Source organism: Lysinibacillus sp. FW12 (assembly GCF_050817245.1).
Lineage (GTDB): Bacteria > Bacillota > Bacilli > Bacillales_A > Planococcaceae > Lysinibacillus > Lysinibacillus irui.
Window position 1 is genome coordinate 3,336,112 of the sequence record NZ_CP139094.1, and the last position, 23,122, is coordinate 3,359,233.

Annotated in this window: 26 protein-coding genes; 14 read left to right on the plus strand and 12 right to left on the minus strand. The window is 38.1% G+C overall.

Annotated features, from left to right (window positions below):
• Nucleotides 1–19: 19 nt before the first annotated feature.
• From SJW71_RS17345 to SJW71_RS17360, 4 genes are all read left to right on the plus strand, one after another.
• Nucleotides 20–748 carry an ABC transporter ATP-binding protein gene (locus SJW71_RS17345; RefSeq protein WP_431811271.1) on the plus strand — a complete coding sequence of 243 codons (729 nt, stop codon included), beginning with the start codon at nt 20–22 and terminating at the stop codon, nt 746–748.
• Nucleotides 745–1,761: an ABC transporter permease gene (locus SJW71_RS17350; RefSeq protein ID WP_341385810.1), complete on the plus strand. Its 1,017-nt coding sequence runs from the start codon at nt 745–747 to the stop codon at nt 1,759–1,761. The genes SJW71_RS17345 and SJW71_RS17350 overlap by 4 nt, the downstream gene beginning before the upstream one ends.
• 144 nt (nt 1,762–1,905) lie before the next feature.
• Nucleotides 1,906–2,778, plus strand: coding sequence for an ABC transporter ATP-binding protein (locus tag SJW71_RS17355; RefSeq protein ID WP_431811272.1), 873 nt, complete (start codon nt 1,906–1,908; stop codon nt 2,776–2,778).
• Nucleotides 2,771–3,493, plus strand: coding sequence for an ABC transporter permease (locus SJW71_RS17360; RefSeq protein ID WP_431811273.1), 723 nt, complete (start codon nt 2,771–2,773; stop codon nt 3,491–3,493). The genes SJW71_RS17355 and SJW71_RS17360 overlap by 8 nt, the downstream gene beginning before the upstream one ends.
• Nucleotides 3,494–3,604: 111 nt before the next feature.
• Here the strand turns inward: SJW71_RS17360 and tnpA are convergent, their stop codons facing one another.
• The 3 genes from tnpA to SJW71_RS17375 form a co-directional block, all read right to left on the minus strand.
• A complete protein-coding gene (gene tnpA / locus SJW71_RS17365) occupies nt 3,605–4,081 on the minus strand; it encodes an IS200/IS605 family transposase (RefSeq protein ID WP_274797225.1) in 477 nt (158 codons plus the stop codon).
• Nucleotides 4,082–4,229: 148 nt separating this feature from the next.
• Complete coding sequence (locus tag SJW71_RS17370; protein ID WP_322610380.1) at nt 4,230–4,988, minus strand: DUF4184 family protein; 759 nt, start codon at nt 4,986–4,988, stop codon at nt 4,230–4,232.
• Nucleotides 4,989–5,066: 78 nt separating this feature from the next.
• Complete coding sequence (locus tag SJW71_RS17375; protein WP_274796232.1) at nt 5,067–5,519, minus strand: DUF523 domain-containing protein; 453 nt, start codon at nt 5,517–5,519, stop codon at nt 5,067–5,069.
• Nucleotides 5,520–5,636: 117 nt separating this feature from the next.
• Between SJW71_RS17375 and SJW71_RS17380 the strand changes: the two genes are divergently transcribed.
• Entirely contained in the window at nt 5,637–6,182 is a 546-nt protein-coding gene (locus SJW71_RS17380) for a GrpB family protein (protein ID WP_431811274.1), read from the plus strand.
• A 19-nt stretch (nt 6,183–6,201) separates the two neighbouring features.
• A complete protein-coding gene (locus SJW71_RS17385; protein WP_312505452.1) occupies nt 6,202–6,687 on the plus strand; it encodes an NUDIX hydrolase in 486 nt (161 codons plus the stop codon).
• A 50-nt stretch (nt 6,688–6,737) separates the two neighbouring features.
• On the opposite strand, the gene SJW71_RS17390 is transcribed toward SJW71_RS17385, so the two are convergent.
• From SJW71_RS17390 to SJW71_RS17400, 3 genes are all read right to left on the minus strand, one after another.
• Nucleotides 6,738–7,253, minus strand: coding sequence for a DUF6886 family protein (locus tag SJW71_RS17390; protein ID WP_312505451.1), 516 nt, complete (start codon nt 7,251–7,253; stop codon nt 6,738–6,740).
• 13 nt (nt 7,254–7,266) lie between these two features.
• A complete protein-coding gene (locus SJW71_RS17395) occupies nt 7,267–8,007 on the minus strand; it encodes a class I SAM-dependent methyltransferase (protein WP_322610376.1) in 741 nt (246 codons plus the stop codon).
• A 186-nt stretch (nt 8,008–8,193) separates the two neighbouring features.
• Nucleotides 8,194–9,378 carry a YbfB/YjiJ family MFS transporter gene (locus SJW71_RS17400; protein WP_429979472.1) on the minus strand — a complete coding sequence of 395 codons (1,185 nt, stop codon included), beginning with the start codon at nt 9,376–9,378 and terminating at the stop codon, nt 8,194–8,196.
• Between the two features lie 119 nt (nt 9,379–9,497).
• Between SJW71_RS17400 and SJW71_RS17405 the strand changes: the two genes are divergently transcribed.
• The 4 genes from SJW71_RS17405 to solA all read left to right on the plus strand — a co-directional run bounded on the left by SJW71_RS17405 (nt 9,498) and on the right by solA (nt 14,719).
• Nucleotides 9,498–10,385 carry a LysR family transcriptional regulator gene (locus SJW71_RS17405; protein ID WP_407133208.1) on the plus strand — a complete coding sequence of 296 codons (888 nt, stop codon included), beginning with the start codon at nt 9,498–9,500 and terminating at the stop codon, nt 10,383–10,385.
• Between the two features lie 321 nt (nt 10,386–10,706).
• On the plus strand, nt 10,707–12,074 hold the full coding sequence (gene guaD / locus SJW71_RS17410; protein WP_312505444.1) for a guanine deaminase: 1,368 nt from the start codon (nt 10,707–10,709) through the stop codon (nt 12,072–12,074).
• Nucleotides 12,075–12,129: 55 nt separating this feature from the next.
• Nucleotides 12,130–13,479 carry a uracil-xanthine permease family protein gene (locus SJW71_RS17415; RefSeq protein ID WP_431811275.1) on the plus strand — a complete coding sequence of 450 codons (1,350 nt, stop codon included), beginning with the start codon at nt 12,130–12,132 and terminating at the stop codon, nt 13,477–13,479.
• Nucleotides 13,480–13,603: 124 nt separating this feature from the next.
• Entirely contained in the window at nt 13,604–14,719 is a 1,116-nt protein-coding gene (gene solA, locus SJW71_RS17420) for an N-methyl-L-tryptophan oxidase (protein WP_431811276.1), read from the plus strand.
• Between the two features lie 42 nt (nt 14,720–14,761).
• Here solA and SJW71_RS17425 read toward each other — a convergent pair whose 3' ends face one another.
• From SJW71_RS17425 to SJW71_RS17440, 4 genes are read right to left on the minus strand one after another with little or no spacing between them, the layout of a single operon-like run.
• On the minus strand, nt 14,762–15,325 hold the full coding sequence (locus tag SJW71_RS17425; protein WP_431811277.1) for a 5' nucleotidase, NT5C type: 564 nt from the start codon (nt 15,323–15,325) through the stop codon (nt 14,762–14,764).
• A 16-nt stretch (nt 15,326–15,341) separates the two neighbouring features.
• On the minus strand, nt 15,342–16,427 hold the full coding sequence (locus SJW71_RS17430; RefSeq protein WP_431811278.1) for an FAD-dependent oxidoreductase: 1,086 nt from the start codon (nt 16,425–16,427) through the stop codon (nt 15,342–15,344).
• Nucleotides 16,424–17,536 (minus strand): bifunctional diaminohydroxyphosphoribosylaminopyrimidine deaminase/5-amino-6-(5-phosphoribosylamino)uracil reductase RibD, encoded by a 1,113-nt coding sequence (ribD, locus tag SJW71_RS17435; protein ID WP_431811279.1) that lies wholly within the window; start codon nt 17,534–17,536, stop codon nt 16,424–16,426. The genes SJW71_RS17430 and ribD overlap by 4 nt, the downstream gene beginning before the upstream one ends.
• 15 nt (nt 17,537–17,551) lie before the next feature.
• The gene (locus tag SJW71_RS17440) at nt 17,552–18,283 is read right to left on the minus strand and encodes a GTP cyclohydrolase II (protein WP_322610369.1); all 732 of its coding nucleotides are present in this window, start codon (nt 18,281–18,283) and stop codon (nt 17,552–17,554) included.
• Nucleotides 18,284–18,554: 271 nt separating this feature from the next.
• Between SJW71_RS17440 and SJW71_RS17445 the strand changes: the two genes are divergently transcribed.
• The 4 genes from SJW71_RS17445 (at nt 18,555) to SJW71_RS17460 (ending at nt 22,365) form a co-directional block, all read left to right on the plus strand.
• Nucleotides 18,555–19,190, plus strand: coding sequence for a TrkA C-terminal domain-containing protein (locus SJW71_RS17445; RefSeq protein WP_274796217.1), 636 nt, complete (start codon nt 18,555–18,557; stop codon nt 19,188–19,190).
• A 158-nt stretch (nt 19,191–19,348) separates the two neighbouring features.
• Entirely contained in the window at nt 19,349–20,548 is a 1,200-nt protein-coding gene (locus SJW71_RS17450; RefSeq protein WP_274796216.1) for a quaternary amine ABC transporter ATP-binding protein, read from the plus strand.
• Complete coding sequence (locus SJW71_RS17455) at nt 20,541–21,395, plus strand: ABC transporter permease (RefSeq protein ID WP_312505433.1); 855 nt, start codon at nt 20,541–20,543, stop codon at nt 21,393–21,395. The genes SJW71_RS17450 and SJW71_RS17455 overlap by 8 nt, the downstream gene beginning before the upstream one ends.
• A gap of 85 nt (nt 21,396–21,480) precedes the next feature.
• The gene (locus tag SJW71_RS17460) at nt 21,481–22,365 is read left to right on the plus strand and encodes a glycine betaine ABC transporter substrate-binding protein (protein ID WP_274796214.1); all 885 of its coding nucleotides are present in this window, start codon (nt 21,481–21,483) and stop codon (nt 22,363–22,365) included.
• Nucleotides 22,366–22,409: 44 nt separating this feature from the next.
• Here the strand turns inward: SJW71_RS17460 and SJW71_RS17465 are convergent, their stop codons facing one another.
• Nucleotides 22,410–22,724 (minus strand): DMT family transporter, encoded by a 315-nt coding sequence (locus SJW71_RS17465; RefSeq protein WP_431811280.1) that lies wholly within the window; start codon nt 22,722–22,724, stop codon nt 22,410–22,412.
• Nucleotides 22,724–23,065: a DMT family transporter gene (locus tag SJW71_RS17470; protein ID WP_274796212.1), complete on the minus strand. Its 342-nt coding sequence runs from the start codon at nt 23,063–23,065 to the stop codon at nt 22,724–22,726. Before SJW71_RS17470 ends, SJW71_RS17465 begins: the two co-directional genes overlap by 1 nt.
• Nucleotides 23,066–23,122 lie beyond the last annotated feature (57 nt).

Sequence of the window (23,122 nt, forward strand, 5' to 3'; positions counted from 1 at the left end):
GTGAAGGAGTGAGGTCCGTATGGGCAACCAAGCAATCTCTATTAAATCCCTTGAAAAAAAATTTCACCACAAGCAAGTTATTGCCCCCCTTTCTTTAGCTATTCCTAAAGGACAGTTAATGGGCTTACTTGGTCCGTCAGGCTGTGGTAAAACGACGCTAATCAAAATGATTATGGGCATGCTAAAGCCTGATAATGGTCACATTCGAGTGTTAGATTTAGATGTTCCCCATAAGCAATTATTGAATGATATTGGCTATATGGCACAATCAGATGCACTTTATACAGATTTAACAGGTGAAGAAAATCTTCATTTTTTTGCAAAGCTTTACTCCTTGTCAAAGGTAGAAAGAGTGGAGCGTGTAGCCTATGCCGCAAGCCTTGTTCGTTTAACTGATGACCTACATCTTAAAGTGATCAATTATTCGGGAGGAATGAAACGTCGATTATCTCTTGCTATTGCTCTCATCCAAAATCCTAAACTATTAATCTTAGATGAACCAACCGTTGGTATTGATCCTGTTTTAAAAAAAGAAATTTGGCAGGAACTTATTCGGTTAAAAGAAGAGGAACAAAAGACGATTTTAGTGACGACACATGCGATGGATGAAGCAGAAAAGTGTGATCAATTAGCTATGTTAAGAAGTGGTCATATTATTGCGCAAGGCACACCACAAGCGTTAAAAGAATATTACCAGGCAAAAGATTTTGATGAAGTATTTTTAAAAGCTGGAGGTGACGTACAATGAGAATAGGTGCAATTGTCACAAGAATTATTCAGCAAATGAAACGAGATAAACGGACACTCGCTTTATTATTTTTTGCCCCGCTTCTCGTCTTATCCTTAATGTATTTTATATTTAATAGTAACGAAACTTCTGTCACACTTGTTGTCACGAATGGACCCGCACCACTAATCGATAAATTAAAAGATGCCGATTTTACAATTATTGAGGATGATGATTTTTCGAAAAAGCAGCTACAAGATAAAGAGTATGATGGCTGGCTTACAATCAAGCAAAATGATAGTAAGTTAACGTTATTAAATGATGACCCTTCCCAAGCAAAAGCGTTAACGATGCAGCTTGCGCAAATGTTACAACCTTCACACGCTGCTATAGACAGTTTAGAAACGGACTATGTTTATGGTAATGAGGATACGGCAATTTTTGATATTTTTAGTCCCATGTTAATTGGTTTCTTTGTGTTCTTCTTTGTCTTTTTAATTACAGGAATCGCTTTACTAAAGGAACGTACTTCAGGGACATTGGAGCGACTACTTGCGACACCTATTAAACGCTCTGAAATTGTAGCAGGCTATATGATTGGCTATGGATTATTTGCCTTCTTGCAAACGATTATTATCGTGCTATTTGGTATTTATGTACTAGATATCGTTCATGTAGGTTCAATCTGGCTTGTCTTTCTCATTAATATGATGGTTGCCCTTGTATCGTTATCCTTAGGTGCCTTGCTATCAAGCTTTGCTGCTTCAGAGTTCCAAATGATGCAATTCATCCCGATTGTTATTGTTCCGCAAGTATTCTTTTCAGGTATATTTCCGCTCGATAGTATGGCAGAATGGCTTCAAAACATTGGACGTATCATGCCTCTTTACTATGCAGCGGACGCATTGAATGATGTTATGTATAAAGGTTATACCTTCCCTGATATCGTAGTGAATATCAGCGTTCTTGCCTGTTTCGCCCTCGTTTTTATTACATTAAATATTATCAGTTTAAAAAAATATCGCTCATTGTAAAAAATACAGTAAGGATCCATCCCCCTTTAGAGAAGATCCTTACTGTTTCTTTATTTAAAATGGTTTCTTTTGCCAAACAAACATCTAGTGTCTTACAATTAGGGTAGTTTCCTTTCAAAACCCAAATAAGTAGGTGTTAGATTTATGAATAGTTTGTTTAACGCACAAAATATCACCAAGCAATACAGGGGCATAAAAATTTTAGATAATGTCTCATTTCCAATCGATCATAACCAAATCATTGCTATCGTTGGGAAAAATGGCTCTGGCAAAAGCACGCTATTAAAAATGATTGCTGGTCTTATTACGCCTGACCATGGTTCAATTATTCCTTCCAAACAAAACTTAAAAATTGGCTATGTCCCAGAAGTTTCCCCTTCTCATATTTTATTTACGCCTCAAGAATATCTTTATCAGATGGGGCGAATCCGTGGAATGGCTAAACAAGAACTATTACCGAGAATAAATTATTTACTAGAACTTTTTAGCTTAGTAGATGTTCATAATACTCGTATTATCAACTTTTCTAAAGGGATGAAACAAAAAATAATGATTATGCAGGCGATGCTGGATGAAACAGATTTGTTGATATTAGATGAGCCTTTATCAGGATTAGACCTTACAACACAAAATGAGTTGGAACAAACTCTACATAGCCTCAAACAACAAGGAATGACGATTATCTTAAGCTGTCACGAAACAAAGCTTTTGGACCATGTCGTGGATACGATTCTCATGATTCACAACAAAAAAGTGATGCGGACAGATTTACCCTTGAAGGATGTAACCTATAATCAATTAATTTTTGATATTTCTAATCCTACATACTTAGAGGACCTATCTCATTTAATAGAAATTAACCACCAGACACAATTGGCTACTGGTTTTTACGAAGTTAATATTCGCTATCAAGCACAGCATACCGACGATCTTTTACAACAGCTACTTCTAAAAAAAGCTTCTATCAAACAACTTATGCCAATCAATGATAAGGAGATATTTATAGCAAATGATTAGTTTAATGCGTTATCAATTAAGCAATTACGCGAGAACCTATCAGTATGTGCCACCTTTTTCTATTTTCATTTTATGTCTTGTAATCAACTATACATTTGTTCCAAACCCTATATTAGATAGCTTTTCCTTTACATCTATTATCCTCTTTTTCCTGATGGGTTGGTTTACCGTGACATTGTTTCATTCAGAGGATGAAGGGCAAAAAAAGATTACGATACTGCATGCGAATGGTTCAACACCATATAATGTCAGCCTATTTATAATTAATATAGTAATTGCTTTCAGCTTAAGTTTTGTATCTATCATTTACCCAGTAGTCATCCATGCTTTTGCTGAAAAGCCAAGCTTTATTCACCTATTTCTTGGATTTTTTGCCCATTTTACTTTGGCTACTTTAGGTATGGCCCTATCCGCTCTGTTTACAAGAGACCTTGTTAAAAATAAACAAAATACTTGGTGGGGAGTTATTAGTGTATTATTGTTTGCCATAGTATTAGCAACATTAAAGGATTCACTTGACCAACTAAATGGTCTTATTTGGGTTCTTCCCCCTGTCCATCTTTCTTTAGAAATGTTGGCTATTGGCGATCAAATAACATCCATACCTAGTAAGTTTTATTGGCAATTTGCCTGGATACTAGTCTATGCTGGTTTCGTTATCACTCTATTCTTCCTTTTATCTAAGCTAAAAAGGAAATCAGAACCACCAGTCTAACTGGTGGTTTGCTCTACGCGTGAAACGCTGGGGTACTGGCCCATGTCTAAAGACACACTGAAAGGTCCGCCAACCGCACTCCGTTTTCACGCTACCACTAAAGTGGTTTTATTATTTTCGCTTTTTTGCTTGTATTTCTTCTCCTGTAAATGGATCAATGAATTCTTTCATAGTCATTTGATCCTCAAGAATATCCTCTTGCAATTGATTTTTTATATATTCCTGTATGATTTTTCTGTTTCGACCTACTGTATCTACATAATATCCGCGACACCAAAACTTCCTATTTCCATATTTGTATTTCAGGTTCGCATGCCGATCGAATATCATTAAACTACTCTTCCCTTTCAAATAACCTACAAACGATGAAACACTTATTTTTGGTGGAATACTCACCAACATATGAATATGATCAGGACAGGCTGTAGCTTCAATGATTTCTACTCCTTTTCTTTCACATAACTGGCGAAGAATTCTACCTATATCTGCTTTGATTTTTCCATAAATAATCTGCCTTCTATATTTTGGCGCAAAGACGATGTGATACTTACAATTCCATGTCGTGTGTGCTAAACTTTTATTATCCATTTGGAGCCCCTTTCGTACGAAGTCGGTTGACCAGACCTGATTTCATTGTACGGCTGGGGTTTTTTTCTTGTCCATAGCTAGAAGCCCTTTGGAACCCCTCGCATAGCAAGGGGTTTTCAAAAGATACAATAACCAAAAGGACTCCCGTTTATGGAAGTCCTTTTACCTTGATGTTATTGTGACGAGGTGTATGTAGCAAACAAATCGTTAACAGGCTCAAGAAACTAGAATCGATAAAGCGAACCACCCAAACACCATAGCTCCTTAGTGAAACCTCATTTATTAAGCACCAAATACATACATAGAAAAATGCCAATCCAAGTACTTGAAGCCAAAAGATGAGTTTTTGTTTAGGCTGAATACTTGGTAAGAATTTCTTTGGTTGATTAGCTGCCCTATAAGAGACATAGCAAATCATTAGTGTGATGCCAACTAAAGTACTACCATGTTGCAAGTATTTATAAAGAGGAATCTGTAAACCAAACAGTGGCATTATTTCAGCTAAAATAGATACTTGCGTGACCATAAATCCATTTTTATGAGTAAACGAATCCCAGACCACGTGAGTTAACATTCCGAATAAAGCTGAATAGCTAAATACCATGACATTGAATAGTTTACTTTTGGAAGTTCGTTGGTTAGCTATGTCCTGCAAACATATCGGTAAATGATTAATTAGATGTTGCTGAATACATGCTCGATAAATTAGATAGAGCAAGATTACAAGAGGTAGATTAAAAGTAAAAAAACCTGTTAAGCTATGTCCAATCTCGCCTATTGGTCTGCCTCTTAAAAAATATTCAAAATCAGGCGCCATACTTCCTAATACTAATGCTGAAAAATGTATGTATTTACTTTGTCTTGAAAAAGGTAAAATTACGGCTGGATGTGCAAAGGTTAATGGCATATCACCCACCTCCCATCTGTTCAGACGTTTCCAATGACAAAGGTTACCCCCTCATCTAAAATCGCAGTCATGTTGGGTTCAATTTGTTAGAAATTGCTCTTCCGACACTACCTCAATTCCATGCCTTTGTAGTAATGCAGTCGTTACTCCCACACCAACTAATTTAGTGCCATTGAATTCCCCATTGTAAATCATGGCACTACCACAAGATGGGCTATACTCCTTTAAGACAACCTTTGTTGCACCTATTTCGCGTGCTTTTTGTAAGGTCGCATTCGCTCCTTTAAGGTATAATTCTGTAACATCACGTCCAGATCTTTCAACGACCCTTGCTTTCCCATCAAGAACATCATGACCATTTCCTCCAACAATTTCAGCAGGCTCGCGTGGCGTTGTAAAACCTCCCATTAACTCAGGACAAACGGTGACAGCTTTATTTTCTAACACAAGCTTTTGTATTTTTTCATCTAGACTGTTCGTACCATTATAACGAACATTTATTCCAGCTAAGCAGGCACTAATTAAAATCATAGCTCCTCACTCCTTCAACTATCTTTATACAACTATAACATGCTCACATTAGAATGTTTTACGTGATCTGCTCTTTTTTTGATACACTATTTAAATAGCTATCCAAAGGAGGAAAAAATGTCCGATCCTATTTTAATTTTGCCATATACAGATGAATGGGCTAAAGAATTTCATAGCATAGGTTCTCGATTACGTGAGGCCCTAGGAGACAACGCACTGAGAATTGATCATATTGGCTCAACTTCTATAACAGGCTTAGCAGCGAAACCAGTGATTGACATACAACTATCCGTAGCATCATTTACGCCATTGGAAGCGTTTAAAGGACCACTAGAATGTCTTGATTTTATTTATCGAGCAAACAATCCAGACAAGTCTAAACGCTATTTTCGAGAGGCTCCTGGTCATAGACGAGTACATATTCATGTTCGACAGGCTGGTAGTTGGGCAGAACAGCTGGCCTTATTATTTCGAGATTTTTTGCGCTGTCATCCAAATTACTGTCGTCGCTACAAGCAGGTAAAATATGAATTTGCAGAAAAATACATAAATAACCGACAACTATATACAAACTCTAAAGAAGCGATCATTTGGGAAATTTTAAAACAAGCTAATCAATGGAGTCAGCTTACAGGCTGGTCGCCCTCTCGCTCGGATAGCTAATTAACAAGGAGGAATAAATTTGATTGAATTTACTATTTGTTTTGTAAAGAAGGGTGATCATATCCTTTTGCTGAATAGAGATAAGCCGCAGTGGATGGGTGCATGGAATGGTGTTGGTGGTAAAATTGAACAGAATGAAACACCATTAGCTTGTGCAATCCGTGAAATTAAAGAAGAGACAGGTATTACTGTCGAGGATATTACGTATAAAGGAAAAATTACATGGACAGATGGCGATATTAACTATGGTTGTATGTATGCGTTTATAGCGGAACTACCTGAATCTTTTACATATGTAACCCCTCTAAAGGTTGCTGAGGGTATTCTAGATTGGAAGGAACTTACTTGGATTTTCCACCCTGAAAATGTGGGCATTGCGGATTTAAAATATTATTTACCCACAATGCTAAAGGAAACAACTAATTATGAATATATTTTTACCTATCAAGACAAAAAATTGGTCAATATCTCTTCAGCACCAATTGAACAAGCATCTACTGTCTAATTAAACATTCAAGCCTCGGCCATGCATTAGGTGCATGACGAGGCTTATTTTTAATGTCTAGGCTGTGCAAAGCGCATTCTGCACATCGACCAATTTAAGCTTGTATGCTGGATTTCATCATGGATTTCCCACAAGCTATCTACCATTCGCAATTCAACATTACGCTCTAATAATGCTTTCTCTATATCTTCGATCTCTGAGACATTGATGGGCATTTGTGTTAATTCACTTGTATAATAGCCAGCAATATCATCCTGTAATGTGAATCCATTACTATCAAACTCATATAGGTAAAGACTTGTATTCTTCAATACTTCCAACCACTTGTTTTCTATGACTACTACATGAGAAGCTTGAGCTAGATAGTGCTGTCTGTCCTGCTCTGTTGTCTGTTCTCCTGCATGAAAACAAACACGTGGACAATCTCTTGGCGTTAAATAATTCGGCAAGCATCTCTCGTTGATCGCCCATACAAGCCCTTTGGTGGCATCTAAATCTGGTCGCTCAGGTAGTCGAGGATGAAAAATCGTAATAGTAGGGTCTTCACTGATATGGAATAAACGCATGGTTACTTCTCCTTTATTTTCTTAATTTAAAAACAATAAAATCTGCACAATGCAAATCTTCCTTAAATTGAGGATACTTCTCTAGCATCTCCTCTGATGGCTTTGGCTCTACAATAGTCTCAATCATAAATCCAGCTTGCCTAATTGCTTGCACATAGCTTGTTAATGTTCGATGGTACAGAATGATTGGTGGCTCAGCATCTAGCTGTTGGTACACCCCTTCATAAAAATAACGTTGGACTTTCCAATATTGCTGATCTAGCTCCACATGTCTCATCCATCCACTATTTGGTGTCACAAAGCATGGGTGTAAAATCGAAAAAATAAAAGTGCTAGTAGGTTTTAATAATCGATACATCTCACATAGAGCAGCCTGATAATCCTCTAAATCTTGGAGAACCATATTCGAAACAATACAATCAAATTGTTCATCTGCTAGAAACGCTAATTTTTCACAGTTCCCTTGTAAAAATTGAATAGCATCCTTCTGTGGCGTTCTTTCCTTAGCAATGTCCAGCATTTTTTGTGAAAAATCAACCGCTGTTACTCTTGCACCCTTCTTCACCAGTAATCTGCTTAAATAGCCTTCTCCACACCCTGCATCTAATACATGCTTTCCATTGATCTCTTCCAACAATGCAAAGATGGTGGGGTTTAACAGTACTACACGATGAATGTCACCCTGCTCATCGTAGTTAGCTGTATACCTTTCTGCATATAGATTCCAGCGTTGAATGGCTTGTTCTGTATTCATATAAAGACCTCATTTCAAAGTAGAATCGTAACGTTACGTCTCTTGTGCACTTGTCTATTTTTCCATATAAAGAAAAAAATATATAGACTTTTATTATATCTTTTAATATCATGTAGATAGAGGCACGGCTTCTTTAAGTAAATGAGAAAAGCCAGAAATCCCAATAGGATTTCTGGCTTTTATGCGTTATATTGAAATGGATTGTTCAGCGACAGCTTCTTTTTTGACAGTGAGCCACCTGCCAACAACCATGACAAGTAATGCAAGAAATACAATTACCCCTGCAAAGACAAGTGCTGCTTTATAGCTGCTATAAACTTCTACCAGTTTTCCTGCGATAATTGGACCAATAATTTGTCCAAAAGCATAAAAGGTTGTTAATAGAGATACAACGAATCCGCTCTGGGTCGGAAAAAGCTGACGTGCATAGGATGTTGTTAGTGTGACTATTCCTACAAAGGTTAGACCGAATAAAAACGATGCTAACAATACACTCCATACAGTTTGTGAAAATACGGGTAACAAGATGCCTATCACTTGAAATATGTATGCCACAAACAAAATTTTTATTGCCGAAAATTTTTCTAATAAAACTGTCCAGACTGGTGCTGATGGTATCGCTGCTAGCCCCACCATCACCCAGCTATACGAGGAATAAGCCTGTAGAGAAGGGATATTATGAATAATATCAACTAAAAAAGTTCCTGTAATAATATAACCTAAGCCCTCTAATCCATAAGACACGATCAGCCATGGCATAAAGCCCTTTGTCATTTTCGTATCTAGTGATTTTGCAACTTTTAAGCCGTCCTTAGCCTCTAAACCCTTCCACAAAATAGTTGTCATGAGTAATAAAACCGCTGACAATATTCCTAATCCTAGCCATGTACCTTGCCACGCAAATTTAGCTTCAATAATAGGTACACATAAACCTGAAATCGCAATCCCTAAACCAATCCCACTAAAGACATAGCCAGACCATCGTGACAGTGAATGTTTCGCCAAATAATCCATCACAATACTTGACGTCAAGACAAAAATTAAGCCCCCTGTAATACCTGCGATTAAACGAAGCACTAGCCATACACTATACAGCTCTATTAATCCCATTAAGCCTACTGAAAGGACGTTGAAAACAACACTTGTCAATAAAAGTTTTTTGCGTTGACGATAAATAAAGCCCGCCCATAATGCTCCAATAAAATAGCCAATATAATTGCTTGAGGCTAAAAACCCAGCTACTTCTAATGAAAATCCTACATCACGGCGCATAAATGGCAAAATCGGTGTAAAAGCAAAGCGACTAATCCCCATCGCTACAACCAATAATAATATTCCCCCAAAAACAATCCCCATATGCTGTCGATTCAAGTGTTCATCCCCCTCCCCAGTTCCCTACTGTAATTAAAAGAATACAGAGTGAAGATTAATAAATCTAATATATAATGTATATAAAAGCATAAAAATATTTTATAAAAGGTGTGTCTATCATGAATTTACATGCACTACGTTTATTTACGAAAGTGGCCGAGCTCAATAGTGTTTCCAAAGCAGCCCAAGCTCTTATGATTAGTCAGCCAGCCGTCACTATACAAATACGAAATTTAGAAAAGGAACTAGCTTTAACCTTGCTGGAATCTAAAGGGAGAGGTATTACACTAACACAAAATGGCGCTTTTTTATATAAACAGGCTCAGCGATTATTTGATTTAGAGCAGGATATCGAAAATAAAATAGAGCAGCTAAAAAATACTGGCAACGAAGAATTACAAATCGCATCTACACATGTCCCCTCTCACTTTTTATTACCCAAATGGCTTGCTTATTTTAAGCAAATCTATCCAGCTACAAATATTCATTTAAAAACGGCTAACTCGCAGCAAGTAATTGAGGAATTACTGCATTATAAGGTAGATTTAGCCTTTATTGTCAAAGAGGATGGACATCACCCAGATATCAATTATCAATTTTTAATGAACTTAGATTATTGGTTTATCGTGCCCTATAATCACCCACTAGCGGATCAAACTGTATCGTTAGCAGAACTTATGCAACAGCCCTTTGTCACAAGGGAAGATGGTAGCTCCACAAAAGAATACTTAAATGCTTTATGTAAGGTGCATAAGATTCCCCCACCTCAGGTCGGACTACAACTAGATGGAATTAATGAATCAATCCATGCTATTGCAGCAGGATTCGGTACTATGCTAGCCCCTTCCATTGCAGCCTCTAGCTTTATCCAACAGCAACAAGTATCGCGTGTCTTTATAAAGGATATCGATATTCAGCGTCCTATCTATCTTTGTACTAGAAAAAATGAACAGCATCATTCCTCATCCTTTAATAACTTTCTCCACATCATCAATCAATCGATTTGATAGTAAACGTGTCCAATCTCAAAGGAATCGAGAAATTCATCATCGATTCCTTTCTAGCTTCTTCTGCTTATCATCTAATGTCTAAGACTACTAGTAGTCTTATTGCAGCTAGTACGGCAAACTATCCAATTTGTGTAACGCTCTCAAATTACTTTGTTTATCCATCCATCAACGCTTGTCAAAGCTGTCAAATAGTAGTTGAAAATGCTCTTTAAATCCTCTTGTTAATTCATCAATATTCGTTTTTTTATAGACTTGATAGTTTAAATAGCCTATAATAATCCATGTTATTATCAATAAACGAACATTAAGGTGGTTTTTATGACTGAATATACGCATATTTTCAAAGGGACAGCATTTACAAGTAAATCTGCTACTGAGGTTCAAATCTTAAAAGATTATTTATTTTTCATTAATGCTGACGGCATGATTGATAAAACAATCGCTCCTGAACATACTGATTACCAGCAACTATTAACTACATATCAACATCAAAATAATTTCCATCAATTATCTGAAGGGCAATATTTCTTACCAGGGTTTGTCGATCTACATGTCCATGCGCCGCAATGGGCTCAATCAGGTACAGCTCTAGATATTCCTCTTTATGATTGGCTGAACACATACACTTTCCCTATCGAATCAAAATTTTCGGATTTAGCGTTTGCCCAAGAGGTCTATGAGGATTTAGTAGGCACGCTTCTTGCCAATGGAACAACAACATCCTTATATTTTGCGACAGTCCATAAAGAGGCAAGCGTTCTTTTAGCTAAAATTTGCGCAGAGAAGGGCCAACGAGGACTAGTCGGAAAAGTGGTCATGGATGATCCAGAGCAAAATCCAGATTTTTATCGTGATGCAAACACACAAACAGCATTAGCCGATACAGAAGAGTTTATTTTAGCAGTAAAAGAACTAGCCAAAACAACTAAACAAGGTGTCTATCCAGTTGTGACACCACGTTTTATACCAAGCTGTACTGACAATGCCTTAAAAGGTTTAGGTGAATTAGCTGCAAAATATGATACACATATTCAGTCGCATTGTAGCGAAAGTGACTGGGAGCATGGCTATGTTAAAGAACGATTTAATAAAAATGATGCTGTTGCTTTACATGACTTTGGTTTATTAGGTAAAAAATCTGTAATGGCACATTGTAATTTCTTAAGTGATGACGATGCACGACTATTTGCTGAAACTGGTACTGCCATTGGCCATTGTCCAATCTCCAATGCCTATTTTGCTAATAGTGTCATTCCTATCGCCCGCTTCCATGCGATGGGTGTTGATATTGGATTAGGCTCAGATGTTTCAGGAGGATTTTCTCCAAGTCTTTTTGATAATGCAAGACAGGCTGTTATGTCATCGAGAATGTTAGAGGATGGTGTAGATACAGCTATAGCTGCTGATCAACGTGGTGTTCCAAATTCACGTATTACCATTAATGAGGCATTTTATTTAGCAACAGCTGGCGGTGGAGAAAGCCTAAGCCTTCCAATAGGCCGTTTACAGGAACACTATACATGGGATGTACAGATCATTGATACAAAAATCCCTTCTGCCAAGCTCCCTATTTTTGATCAGAATGAAGATTTACGCGATATTTTTCAAAAAATGATGTATCTTGTGCGTCCAGAAAATATTCGTGAGGTTTGGGTGCAAGGAAATAAAGTTCATACGAGAGAGTAATATTGATTCTCTAATTTCTATAGTAACTAAATAATTATTTGAGGTGTACATCTTCGTGGAAACGCAACTTAATAAACAAACTAATGAAACAAGAAAAACCCAGTTAACCGTATTACCAGATGAAAAAGTCTCGATTGGTCAATCAGCCCTTCTAGGGTTACAGCATGTCATGGCAATGGATGTTTACGTAGTCCCATTTTTAATTGCCATGCTTATCGGCTTACAAACTGGCCAGGCAAGTGCATTAATTCAATCAACGTTTATTGCGGCAGGAATCGCAACGATTGTACAAACACATTTTTGTATGAAATTACCGATGGCACAAGGCCCTTCCTATGTCCCACTCGGCGCCATTGTTGGGATCTATGCAGCAAGCGGTAGTGGTGATTTAGGCTGGAGCACTGTGTTAGGTGCTAGCTTAATAGGAGCTATTTTAGTCATTATTTTAGGCTATACAGGCATCTTCAATAAAATTGTCAAAACATTTATTCCACCAATTGTTGGAGGAACAATTATTTTTGTGGTTGGTCTATCCTTAATGCCTGTCGGTTTAAGTGATAATATTTTTAATGGAGCAGGTGCATCCATTAACCAAAATATCTATTTAGCGTTAATTTCAGCAATTGTCTTGATTATTTGTGTTATGTTAGGCACGGTCTTTCATCAAAAAGGACGTCTATTCCGTATTACTTCCGTTATCATTGCCTTAATCGCTGGTAGTATTGCAGCAAATATGATGGGTGTTTTAAATTTATCAGCAGTATCGCAAGCAAAATGGTTTAGTATGCCACAAATTCCCTTCGCAGATTTTGGCTTTAGCTTTAATATTTCAGCAATTATCACAATGGTCATTATTTATATTGTCTTAATGGCAGAAACTACTGGAACATGGTTTGCGATCAGCAATGTCATCGACAAACCATTAACAGATAAACAAATTAATCGTGGTGTTATTGGTGAAGGAATTGGTTGCTTTATTGCTTCATTATTAGGATCAACTCCAGTTACGGGCTACTCTACCAATGCAGGTGTTATCTCTATTACAGGGATTGCAAGCCGTCGAGTATTTATCGCTGCGGGTATTTGGTTTATCGTCTTCGGGTTCTCTGGTAAATTAGCTGCACTGATTTCAGCAATTCCGTCTGCCGTCATCGGTGGTGTATTTGTGATTGTCTGTGGCATAATAGCCATTAGTGGTTTACAGGTCATGAAAAATGAACGTATTGGTGAAAAGGAAATGTATGTGATAGCAATCCCTATCATTTTAACGTTAGCTCTTTCTTTATTGCCTGATGATTTCTTATACTCGTTACCTACAACTGTTCAATATTTATTTGGCTCACCCATAGCAACTGCTGCCCTCGTTGCTATTATCCTCAACAAAGTTCTACCAAGCTCAAAGTAGTAAATCTGACGTGCACAGCACCTTCCTCCATTAGGAGAGTAGGTGCTGTGCTTATTTAATTTCAAAAATTTCTGTTTCCTTAACGATTCATCTGTTATACTAGAGCAAAAAAGTAGGGATTAAAATGGTATATGATGTCATAATTGTGGGTGCTGGCTCTATGGGAATGGCTGCTGGTTATTATTTAGCTAAGGCTGGAAAAAAAGTCCTTATGCTAGATACTTATACTCCCCCTCATCAGGAAGGTAGCCATCATGGGGACACACGAATTATCCGTTATGCTTATGGGGAAGGCGCTAGTTATGTGCCTTTTGTCAAAAGAGCTGGGGAGCTTTGGCAGGAGCTCGAAACGCTAGCAGACGAACATTTATTTTTACAAACAGGGGTAGTAAATATTGGCGAACCAACTTGTGCTTTTATTCAGAACGTGAAAGCTAGTGCAGCATTTTATGGCTTAGCACTCGAATACTATTCAGCAGCTGAAGCAATGAATAAGTGGCCAGGGCTATCCTTGCCAGTAAATTTAGTAGCTTATTTTGAGCCGACAGCAGGTGTCCTTCGTGTGGAAGCATGTATACGAGCTTATAAAAAATTAGCTTTAGAAGCTGGGGCAAGCCTACAGACAAACGAAAAAGTACTGACCATCCAAGCTGGAGAAATGGTACAAGTTCAAACAGCACAAAACATCTACAAGGCGAAGCACTTAATTGTAACTGCAGGTGCCTGGGCATCGGAGTTACTCCAAACGATTGGTATAACTATTCCAGTAACACCGACTCGGAAAACTTTTGCATGGTTTGACGCAGATGAGCAGCTTTATCATGACGAGGTTTTTCCAGCCTATTGCTTTGAATTTGCCGATTCGACCTACTATGGCTTTCCAAGTATTGATGGGACAGGATTGAAGCTTGGACGACATGATGGCGGTGAAGCGATTAATCCAAATGAACCGTTACGACCATTTGATGAAGCCGACAGCGTTGACTTACAAAACTTTATCGATCAGTTCATGCCCCAGCACGGAGCATTAAAATACGGAAAAACATGTAAATATTCGATGACACCAGATGAAGATTTCATTATCGATTTTTTACCTGAACATCAAAATATCATCATCGCTTCAGGCTTTTCTGGACATGGCTTTAAATTTAGCAGTGCCGTTGGAGAAGTATTAGCGGATTTAATCATTGACGGCAAAAGTAAACAGGATTTAACAACCTTTCAGCTTAGTCGATTTTAACAAAATAAGGATTGGTACAACGGTATTCGTTGCACCAATCCTTTATTTTTGTAGCATCCCTTGAAACTCTTGCCAATCATATAAGCGTGGTAGATTCACATGTTGGTTATAGGATTGATTTTTTAACATAACTTTAGTCCTTACGTCGTTCAGCGTTTCCAGCACAGCTGGTTTATCATCTACATAAATATCTAAAGCAAGCTCTTTTATAATGGCCACTTTTTCTGTATCTTGCATCCCACAGAAAAAACGTCCTTCGGTAATGGGGAAACCTTGCTCTTCCATCCATGCTTTTGTTTGCGCACAATACTGCTTAGGACGAGAAGTAATATAGTAAATCTCATGTCCTGACTCGGCTAAGGCTTGCAGTGTTTCTAAGGCGTCCTTAAAAGGAGGACAGTTCGTAAAATAAATTTCCTCTAATGTGCTATTCCACATTGCTGAGCCTTCCTCATCCGTTAAACCAAAAGGTTCATGAATTTCTACTCGTTGTAAGACTTGAAAGGTTTCAAAGGAAACATTCTTCCCTAGTTTTTGATTGTAAAGAGAAAAGGCATGTGCTCGTAAATCAATTAATGTGTCATCTATATCAAAGCCAAACTTCATCTAGTTGTTCGTCCCTTCAAGAAGCCTTATTGATGAAATTATCAGCAAATGTTTGCTCTTTTTCAATTTGTTTTGCTAATACTTCTTCAATGGCTTGCTTACGCATTTGTTGAAAATCTTGTACATTAAAATGTGCTAGCATGTCTTTATTTAGTAATGACGCAAGACACTCTGCATCCTTCAGTGCACTATTAAGCCCAAAGGCGCCAGTGGGTGTCATAGTATGAACAGCATCCCCTAACAAGACAAGACCTTTTGTCCCCCAGCTATGACAATGGCTACTGAAGACATCCAGCAACACAAAATCACGCCAAGATGTTATACGCTCCGTCACGGTCTTCGCTAACTCTGGAAATGCATCCGAAAGCTGTTGTATAAATGGTGTAAACACTTGTTTTCGAAGCTGTGGGAAGCTCCCTTGTTCAATATTCCAGCCAATTTGAATAAAGCCCCCGACTTGTGTAAACAATGACAGTTGCTTATCTTCGATTAATGCCATTTTAATTGATGGTTCCCAGCCAGGAGGGGCAGGAATTTTAGCCCATAGTAAATCAAAGCCATGTTTATGTTTTTGAGCATCAATATGTGCTTGCTTACGAATGGTAGAATAGCGGCCATCAGCACCGATTATTAACTGACTATTGATTTTTATCGTGTCTCCACCTTTTATTGCTGTGATCCCTTTATAATATCCAGATGCATCCATAACGAGCTTTATTACCTTTGTATGTAGTAAACATGTAAAGTTGGGTAATAATTGTGCTTTTTGTATAATGGCTTTTAATAAATGTTTTTGCGGTACATGTATACCTAAATGCCCTACTGCCTCATCAGGATATATCGTTTTAAAAGGTCTACCTTCTGCGTAATACTCAAGCTTCTCCATTCGTAATACGCCAAGGGATTCGACTGCTTCAAAAAGATGATGGTTTTTTAAAACAGCCTCGCCCTCCTCATTTAAATGCTCGCCACGAAATGCCTGGCCGAGTGCTGCGTTCTGCTCTAGTAGAATCACGGATAACCCTTTTTGGGCTAATAAATAGGCCAGCAATGTTCCAGCTGGTCCTGCTCCTACTATACATACATCCGCATGGTAATTCATTTTTCCTCACCTAGCTTTGGATAGGCAATAATTCGCAAATCCTCGCCGACTTTATCAAATGTAGTAACTTCAACATTCCATGCTTCGTTCATAAAAGAGGGATTATAGCCAGCAAATGGCGTTAACGATAAATTCCCTCCCAGAACTTTAGGGGCAATATACACCACATACTTGTCAATAGCTCCTTGCTGTAAAAATGAAGCATTCACTTTACTTCCACCTTCTAGTAGAATATCTGTAATGCCAAGTTGATAAAGCTGTTCAAGCATCTCATCAATCTGAAGTCCGTGTTCATTTTTGCCCACAGGTAAAACCGTGACACCTTTCTCTGTAAACTGATCAATCTTGTCTTGGCTTACGTCCTTATTACAAACAAGAATCGTTTGTGCTTGCTCTGTATTTAACACATTCGCAAGGTCAGGTGTACGTAGAGAACTATCCATAATAATACGTGTTGGATGTTTTCCATTCCCTTCCTTTAATCTTGTTGTTAAAGTAGGATTATCAGCGATGACTGTACCAACACCCACTAAAATTCCATCTACTTCATGACGAATTTGGTGCACATCCTCACGCGCTGCCTCGCCTGTCACCCACTTAGAATGCCCTGTATGTGTGGCAATTTTCCCATCTAAAGTCATAGCAAATTTTGAAATGACAAAGGGGCGTTGCGTCAACATATTGTGAATAAAGCGTTCATTTAAACGGCGCGCTTGTTGCTCTAAAATCCCCACTTCTACCTCTATTCCAGCATCTCGAAGCAATTGAATGCCACGCCCTGCTACAGCTGGGTTAGGATCTTGCATAGCAACCACAACACGACGTACTCCAGAATCTTTCACTAAATTCGCACAAGGAGGTGTTTTGCCATAATGTGAGCAGGGCTCTAGCGTTACATAGAGCGTCGCACCGTGCGCATGTTCACTAGCCATGCGAAAAGCATGCACTTCTGCATGAGGTTCACCTGCTTTTCTGTGTAAGCCTGTGCCAACAATCACGCCGTCCTTCACAATGACTGCCCCAACAAGTGGATTTGGGTTAGTATTTCCTTTCGCACTAGCTGCTAAATCTAGTGCTAATTGCATATACTTTTCATCTAAATTCGTCATGATCGTAACCTCCACTCATTGCTTTTCGCGTATATGTCCAGATTTTTCAACCTTTGTTTCTAAATAATAACGGTTCGTCTCCGTCAACCCACCCCATAAAGGTACATGCCCTTCTGCTGCCAAGCCGCGATCCTGTAAAGCAGCCAGTTTTTTAGGATTATTTGTAATAAGTGTTACCGGTTTAGAACGCAGCGTAGCTAGAACGGCAAGTGCTTCTTCATAAGAACGAGTATCGTCCGGGAAGCCAAGAGCATGGTTTGCCTCAACCGTGTCTAACCCTTCCTCTTGTAATAAATAAGCAAGAGATTTAGAGAATAAACCAATACCACGGCCTTCATGGTCTGCTAAATAAAAAATTGCTCCGCAGCCATGCTCCACAATCATTTTCATGGACTCATGCAATTGATAGCCACAATCACAGCGTTGGCTGCCAAATATGTCACCTGTGTGACAAATACTATGCATTCGGATTAAAGCATCTTCTGAATGGGTAAAATCACCATATACAAGGACTGATGATTGCTGTAAAAAGGCTAAATTGGCAGTGGCTAATCCATCAATGATTTCTTCTTTTGATAAATTTGCATCAACTTTAAGCCAGTTATACCATTGAAATGTGGCAGAAAAATCACCTTGTTTAATCGGTAAATTTACAGGTCCAACAAGGCAAATATTTTCTGTGTCGGTATACTTTACCATTGTCATTTTATCTTTCACTAAGTCCATAACTTTAGTCGTAATTGTCATTATAATCTCCAACCTTCTATAGAAACAGTTGGGGTAAATACACCAACTGAGCACATGTATTTTCACAGCACTTACATAACGTAACTTAGTTTATAATAATAACTAAAAAGTGTCAATCAACAGCTATTATTCTTTGATTATAAATATAAGATACAAAAATTTTAACATTACTTTTACATCATATACTACTAGCTTATGGAGATGCTATTTTTTCTGTGCAGGCTAGTCTATAATAAGCTGTGGTACCTGTAATGACGAAAGGAAGTTAAGAATGAACTTAGAAAAAAATGTTCAAGTAAAACAGCCAAAATATCAACAAATAGCCAATGACCTTGCATCAAAGATCGTGGAACGAAAATACCAAATTGGCGATAAAATATATGCAAGATCCTCTTTAGCAAGTCAATATAATGTTTCGGCGGAAACTGCAAGAAGAGCCATTGCTGTTTTACAAGACTTAGAAATTGTAGAGGCCTCAAAAGGTAGTGGAGTTATCATTAAATCTTATGAAAAAGCGGCACATTTCGTTAGACAGTTTCATGATGTTCAATCTATACATGAAATACAAAATGAACTTTTAACTAGCATCCAAAAACAGCATCATGAATTAATTAATTTACAAGATAAAGCAAAGCAGCTAATTAGCCGCACAGAGCATTTCCGTTCAGTCAATCCTTTCATTCCCTATCAATTAGAAATGACAGCTGATAGCCCTTGCATTCATCAAACAGTACAAGCATTAAACTTTTGGCAAAATACATCAAGTACCATTGTAGGAATTCGACGTGGTAATGAATTATTACTATCCCCTGGACCTTATGTCTCATTCGAAGAGGGAGACATTATTTATTTTGTCGGTAATGATGAAAGCTTTGCCAGAGTTCAAAGCTTTTTATATCCAAATTAAAATCCGTTTAAGCGCTGATATAACAGCGTTTAAGCGGTTTTTTTCTTTTTTGTCGATTTGACAAAAGTAACAACCCTTTGCTACAGTAAAGTTGTTACTTGTTTATTTTTGGGTATCATTATCCTCACATAGTAATAATTTACGAAAGGAGTGCTTCTATGGAAAAAATTAAAATAGAACACGTATCGAAAGTGTTTGGCAAACATATTCCCCAAGCACTAGAACTCGTTAAGCAACAAAAAAGTAAGACTGATATCTTAAAAGAAACAGGTGCAACTGTTGGTGTATACGATGCAAGCTTTACTGTCAATGAAGGAGAAATTTTCGTCATTATGGGTTTGTCAGGTAGTGGCAAATCAACCCTTATACGGCTCTTAAACCGCCTTATTGAACCAACGAGCGGAAATATATATATTGATGGAGAAAATATTTCTACAATGGGAAAAGAAAGTCTACGGACTGTAAGAAGAAACAAAATGAGTATGGTATTCCAAAACTTCGGTTTATTCCCCCATCGTACACTACTTCAAAACACCGAATACGGCCTTGAAATTCGTGGTATTTCAAAGGAAGAACGACAAGCAAAAGCTGAACAGGCTCTAGAAAATGCTGGATTACTTGCATACAAAGATCAGTATCCAAGTCAATTATCTGGTGGTATGCAGCAGCGTGTTGGGTTAGCGCGTGCACTTGCAAATGACCCTGAAATACTGCTAATGGATGAAGCTTTTTCTGCACTAGATCCTTTGATTCGTAAAGAAATGCAGGATGAACTACTTGATCTACAACAAACATTGAAAAAAACGATTTTGTTTATTACACATGATTTAAATGAAGCATTACGCATTGGGGACCGGATCGCTATTATGAAGGATGGTTCTATCATTCAGATTGGTACAGGGGAAGAAATATTAACCAACCCAGCAAATGATTATGTCAAAACATTCGTAGAGGATGTGGACCGTTCTAAAGTATTAACAGCTGAAAATGTTATGGTACGACCTGTTTACGTTAATGTAGACTTGGATGGCCCTACAGTAGCACTCAAACGCATGCGACAAGAAGCAGTTAGTTTATTAATGGCTGTTGATAAAAATCGACACTTAAAAGGCTATATTACTGCGGATGATGCACTAGCTGCAGCTAAAAAGCATGAACAGACCGTCCACTCCATTGTGCAAACAGAGGTGCTAACCGTTCCACCAGATATGCTATTACAAGATATTCTAGGGATGATTTATAATTCACCTACTCCTATCGCAGTTGTAAAAGATGACCGCTTACTAGGGGTTCTCATTAGGGGCGTTGTCATCCAAGCACTTTCAACGAGCGATGAGGAGGCCGAAGTACATGAATAATTTTTTAGATAATATTCCAACAATACCACTAGCTCAATGGGTAGAATCAGCTATGGACTGGTTGACGAGTAATTTTTCAGCGTTCTTTAACTCTATTCAGCAATTTGGAAAACTACTCATGAATCAGGTCACTGATTTATTAATGGGTATCCCAGCCATTATTCTTATATTACTTGTAGTGATATTTGCCTTCTTCGTTTCAGGCAAAAAATTCGGGCTAGCTGCATTCTCATTAATAGGTCTCTTGTTTATTTATAATCAAGGACTATGGACACACCTTATGGAGACAACTACACTCGTGCTCTTTTCAAGTATTATATCCATCATTATCGGTATTCCACTTGGTATTCTAATGTCGAAATCTACAATAGCTGAAAACATTATTAAACCAATACTTGACTTCATGCAAACAATGCCTGGTTTTGTTTATTTGATCCCAGCAGTTGCCTTCTTCGGCATCGGGATTGTGCCTGGTGTTTTTGCATCTGTTATTTTCGCTTTACCCCCAACAGTACGTATGACAAACCTCGGTATTCGTCAAGTACCGAAGGAATTAGTCGAAGCAGCAGACTCCTATGGTAGTACCGCTAGTCAAAAACTATTTAAAGTAGAGATTCCTTTGGCTAAATCTACGATTATGGCCGGAATTAACCAAACCGTGATGCTATCACTTTCTATGGTAGTTATTGCTTCTATGATTGGAGCACCGGGTCTAGGACGAGAGGTATTAACAGCCCTTCAACGTACACAAGTTGGGAATGGCTTTGTTGCAGGCCTAGGCTTAGTTATTTTTGCTATTATTATTGACCGCTTAACACAAAGCTTTAATAAAAAGAAAGCATTATAGAAACATAGTTAATCTTTCTCGCCGGCATGCACCTTATGGATGGTGTTGGCAGTTTGATAAAATGATAAATAGAAAGGGAGATTCGATGAAACTAAAGACAATATCAAAGTTAGGAATGGCTCTAGGTCTAGGCTTCATGCTCGCTGCATGTAGTGGAGGCGATTCAGGCTCAAGCTCTGGAAAAACCAGTGATTCTAAGGAGGTAAACCTTGCCTATGTTGAGTGGGATACAGAAATCGCCTCAACGAATGTGGTTGGGCAAGTTCTCGAAGATTTAGGTTATGATGTGACATTAACTCCTTTAGATAATGCAATTATGTGGGAGGCTGTCTCTAAAGGGGAAGCTGACGGAATGGTTGCTGCATGGTTACCACATACACATGCATCACAGTACGAAAAATATAAAGCTGATTTAGATGAGCTAGGAGAAAACCTTGCTGGTGCAAAAATTGGCTTAGTTGTTCCAAGCTATATGAATGTGAACTCTATTGAAGATTTAACAAATGAAGCTGATCATACAATCACTGGGATTGAACCAGGTGCTGGTATTACGGCTGCTACGGAAAAAGCAATAGAAGAATATGATAATTTAGCAGATTGGAACTTTATTACTTCTTCTTCTGGCGCAATGACAACTTCATTGGCTAAGGCGCTGAAAAATGAAGAAGAGATTGTTGTCACAGGTTGGTCACCTCACTGGAAATTTGCGAAATATGATCTTAAATACTTAGAAGATCCAAAAGGTGTATATGGTGGAGAAGAAACCATTAATACATTTGTTCGTAAAGGCTTGAAAGAAGATTTACCAGATGTATACTCTGTTTTAGATAACTTCCACTGGACAGCAGAAGATTTAGAAAGCGTAATGCTAGAAGTAATGGATGGTAAAGATCCAAAAGACGCTGCGAAAGAATGGGTAGAAGCTAATCCAGATAAGGTAGCTGAATGGACAAAAGATGTAAAGAAATAATATAAGAAAACAGGCACTTCCGCTTATGCAGGAGTGCCTGTTTATTATGATAACAACTTCAACATGACTGCCGCCCCTAATACAAGGATAATACAAACAATACGGCGCCAGTCCTTGGATTCATTAAAAAATAGCATTCCTAGCAGTGCTCCCCCAGCCGCACCGATTCCTGTCCAAATAGCATAGGCTGTACCCATTGGCAATTTTTCCATTCCATAGGCAAGACCTGCAAAGCTTAAGGTAAATGCAAAAATCAGTAATCCTAAATTTTTCAAACTTTTCATCTTGTTATATTTACTGATCATATATACACCCATCATCTCACACAATCCTGCAATCACTAATGCCATCCATGCCATTATTCAGTCACCTCTTGATCCTTTGACTCTCCAGTTACAAGCTTTAAGCCGACTACTCCTGCGAGTAACACTACAATACATACTATTTTTGCTAATTTCCATGGCTCCCCAAATAACAAGCTATCCGCACAAACAGTTCCAGCTGTCCCTAAACCGACAAAGACAGCATAAACCGTACCAACTGGTAAATGCTCCCCTGCCTTAATAAGCAGATAAAAACTTACAAAAATAGCAATGGCAGTACCTAGCCATTCCCATACACTTGTTGCATGCTTTAAACCAATGACCCAACATACTTCAAAGCAAGCCGCTACAATGACACTTATCCACTGTTTATTCATAAAAACCCCTCCATTTTATAAGACACGGACGATTAACCGTTGTTTAGCATTCACTTT